The organism is Curtobacterium sp. B18 (assembly GCF_000333375.1).
Taxonomy (GTDB): domain Bacteria; phylum Actinomycetota; class Actinomycetes; order Actinomycetales; family Microbacteriaceae; genus Curtobacterium.
The window spans coordinates 1-3,543 of record NZ_BACZ01000706.1 but is presented as its reverse complement, the minus strand read 5'-3'; the positions used below and the strand labels follow the sequence as shown (position 1 = coordinate 3,543).

Annotated in this window: 3 protein-coding genes; all 3 read left to right on the top strand. The window is 72.0% G+C overall.

All coding sequences use genetic code 11. From position 1 onward, the window contains the following. The first annotated feature begins 145 nt into the window (after positions 1-145). Positions 146-985 carry a hypothetical protein gene (locus tag I5E_RS18950; RefSeq protein WP_022908375.1) on the top strand — a complete coding sequence of 280 codons (840 nt, stop codon included), beginning with the start codon at positions 146-148 and terminating at the stop codon, positions 983-985. A 198-nt stretch (positions 986-1,183) separates the two neighbouring features. Continuing rightward, positions 1,184-2,821: a putative Ig domain-containing protein gene (locus I5E_RS23010; protein WP_022908374.1), complete on the top strand. Its 1,638-nt coding sequence runs from the start codon at positions 1,184-1,186 to the stop codon at positions 2,819-2,821. A 132-nt stretch (positions 2,822-2,953) separates the two neighbouring features. After that, the coding region (locus tag I5E_RS18940) for an FMN-dependent NADH-azoreductase (RefSeq protein WP_022908373.1) at positions 2,954-3,543 on the top strand (590 nt) is incomplete at its 3' end.

Here is a 3,543-nt window from a genome sequence, read left to right as displayed (position 1 = left end):
AAACCCCAGGTCAGGACCTGAACGAATCGGAATGCTTCCGTGATGGAACCGCAATCTGGAAGCCACCCGGAGGACGCCGTCCGGACGTACGGTCGTCGCTGACAGGAGCGGATCGCCGCCCTGCACCAGAACGACCAGGGGAACCATGAACACCACCACTTCGTCGCGCCGTCGCGCGGCGCTCGTCGCCGTCGCCGCATCCGCCGCAGTCGTCGCCGCCGGCTGCGGCGCCGTCTTCGGCGTGAGCGCCGCGACCGCCTCGACGCCGTCGTCGACGCAGCACGTCGCCGCTGCCACACCCGCTCCGCTCGCCTTCACGCAGAGCTCCTCCGCCGCCCACCCGATCGCGCTCACCGCGACCGCGGGGAAGGCCTTCTCGCACACCTTCACCACGAACGCGAAGGCGGGGACGGTCGCCTACGCCATGGACGAGGGCCCGGGGCTCACCGCCGACTCGCCGCGCGCGTCGGACCACTTCTCGGTGAACACGAACACCGGCGTCCTGTCCGGCACGGGGGTGGAGAGCGGGATCTGGGACTTCCAGGTCGTCGCGCTCCGTGACGGTGTCGAGGCCCACGCGTACGTGCAGCTCACCGTGAAGCCGGGGGCAGCGGTCGGCGTGCGGACGTACGTCTCACAGCCGAACACCACCGCGCCGATCTGGTACATCGCCCCGAACGGAGTCATCCACCAGCGACTGACCCCCACGAGCAAGTCGACAGTCGTCAAGTCCGTCCCCGCGACCCGGCTCGAGCAGTTCGTCGTCTCCGGGGTCGCGGTCGACGCCGAGGGCAACGTCATCAAGGCCCCCGACGAGGGCGGCGACCCGTCCACGGTCACGAGCAACATCACGTCGGACCACGTCACCCGGACCGGCGCCGAGGACACGATCACGATCAGCGGGGCGTGGTCGCACCGGCTCACCGTGACCCAGGAGCACGCGCACACGTCGTTCACCGTCTCGGTGGCGCACGCGACGCACTGATCGTCCACCCCGACCGCAGGCAGGGAGCCGTCCGGCGCCCTGCCTGCGGTGTTCCGCACGCACCCCCAAGCCAGGTCACATTTCGGGTTCGGACGTCGCCGTCCCGCGCGCGTACCCCTACGATCCGATCAGGCCGAGGATTCTCGGCAGATTCTTACGATCCGGTAGTCGACCGGACCTGAACACCTGGGGGAACACGTGCGCCGCAGCACTTCCACCGTCCGACGCGCCTGCGCGCTCGGGACCACCGCCGCGCTCATCGCGCTGACGACGGGTCTCGGCATCGCGACCGCGACGGCAGCACACGCCGAGGGCACCGACACGTCGGTCCCGACGCAGACCGCGACGGCCGACCCGACGCCGACCGACGCACCCACGGACCCGGCGCCGACCGATGCGCCGACCGACCCCACGCCGACGGACGGGCCCACCGACCCGACGCCGACCGACGAGCCGGCAGCCCCGGAGACGACCGCGCCGAGCGCACCTGAGTCCACCACCGCGCCGACCTCCCCGCGGGCAGCATCGACGGACGCTCCCGTCACCCCCCTGGCCGCCGACCCCACCGTCATCGTCTCCGGCGACGCGAAGGTGGGCTCACAGCTCACGGCGGACACGACCGGGTTCGACGCGGACGGCTCCTTCAAGTACGTCTGGACCGAGGCCGACGCCGGCCCGACGCCGACGACGATCGCCAAGACCCAGACCTACACGGTCGACCCGGCCGAGGCCGGCAAGCAGCTCGTCGTGACCGTGACCGGCGACCTGCCGGGCGGCGGCGAGGAGACCGTCACGTCGGCCCCCTCCGCGGTCATCACGCAGGACCCGGTGTTCGTCGACGCGAACGGCGCCCCGATCACGGAGGGCACCGAGGCTGACGTCGACGTGCTGCCCCTCGAGGCCACCGCCGGCGACCCGTTCTCCTACACGTTCCGCGCGCAGGGCTACCCGGCGCCGACCTACAAGCTGGACTGGTACTACGGCGACGAGGAGGACTCCGCCGACTCGATCGTCGAGTCCAAGTCGCAGGCCGACTCCATCGCGGTCGAGTACGGCTTCGAGGAGGACGGCGACTACACCGTCGACGACCAGCTCCCCGAGGGCATCACGTTCGACCCGACCACCGGCGAGCTGAGCGGCACCGCGACCCTCGCGTCGTTCTACGACTTCGCGGTCACGGCCACGAGCGGCGACGTCTCGACCACGCAGTACGTCGAGCTGACCGTCGACCACGCCGCCGCGTTCGGCATCACGGCGTTCACGTTGGACGAGAAGTCGATCACCGCCCGGGACAAGCGCATCTGGCTCATCCAGCCGGACGGCACGATCTACACCGTCGACCTGTCGACCGACGAGGACGGTTTCCCCGAGGAGCTCACCCTCACGCCGACCGGCCGTCCCACCGTGGCGCAAGGCGGCACGCTCGTCGTGTCCGGCTCGCCCGTCGACCGCTTCGGCAACGACGCGACGGACTTCGACGACGAGGGCAACCCCACGTTCGTCCCGACCGTCACCTCGAACGTCGCCAGTGACGTCGTCGCCCCGTACGAGGAGAACGGCGCCGAGGGGCAGGGCGTCTACGGCGTCACGTTCCCGCACGCGTCGATCCACACGCTGACGGTGTCGAGCGGTGCGCTCCAGCCGCTCTCGTTCGCGGTCGACGTGCGCCCGACCACCCCGACGGTGGCGGTCGTCACGCCCACCACCGCCAAGGGTCAGCTCGCCTACACCGGTTCCGACGCGACGGGAGCCCTGCCGTGGGCCCTCGCCCTCGTCCTCGCCGGCGCCGGCCTGATCGGTGCGCGCGCACTGCGCCGCCGTCGCACCCAGCGCTGACACCGGACGCCTCCCGTCGGTCGCGTACCCGCGTGACCGACGGGACGCCCACCTCGGCCCCGCCTCGCCCCGCACCGGCGCGGCGGGGCCGTTCCCGTCATCCGGCGCGCATCGCTCGGTAGCGTGGGGACCATGCCCACCCTCCTGCACATCGACTCCTCGGCCGACCTCGCGCACTCCCGCTCCCGCGCCCTCACCGCGGCCTTCGCGGACGCCTGGCGCGCACGCGGTCCGGAGTACACCGTCGTCCGACGCGACCTGCACGTCGACCAGCTCCCCCACCTCGAGACCTCGGCGCTGCACTGGGCGGCCGCCGACCGCACCGACGACGAGGTGGTCGCGCCCGCGGACGACGCTCGCCGACAGGAGGTCATCGACGAACTCCTCGGCGCCGACGTCGTCGTGATCGGTGCGCCGCTGTACAACTACACGGTGCCGTCGACCCTCAAGGCCTGGATCGACCGCGTCCACGTGCCCGGCGTCCTCGCGGGCGACGTGCAGCCGCTCGCCGGTCGGCCCGTCGTGACCGTCGTCAGCCGTGGCGCCACCTACGACGCCGGCACCCCGACCGAGGGCTGGGACCACGGCTCGCCGGTCCTGCAGCTCATCCTCGGGACGGCGCTCGGCATGAAGCCGTACCCGATCACCGTGAGCGCGACCCTCGCGGACCGGCTGCCCGACCTGGCGCCGCTCGCCGACCACCCCGCCGCGGAGTTCGCCGA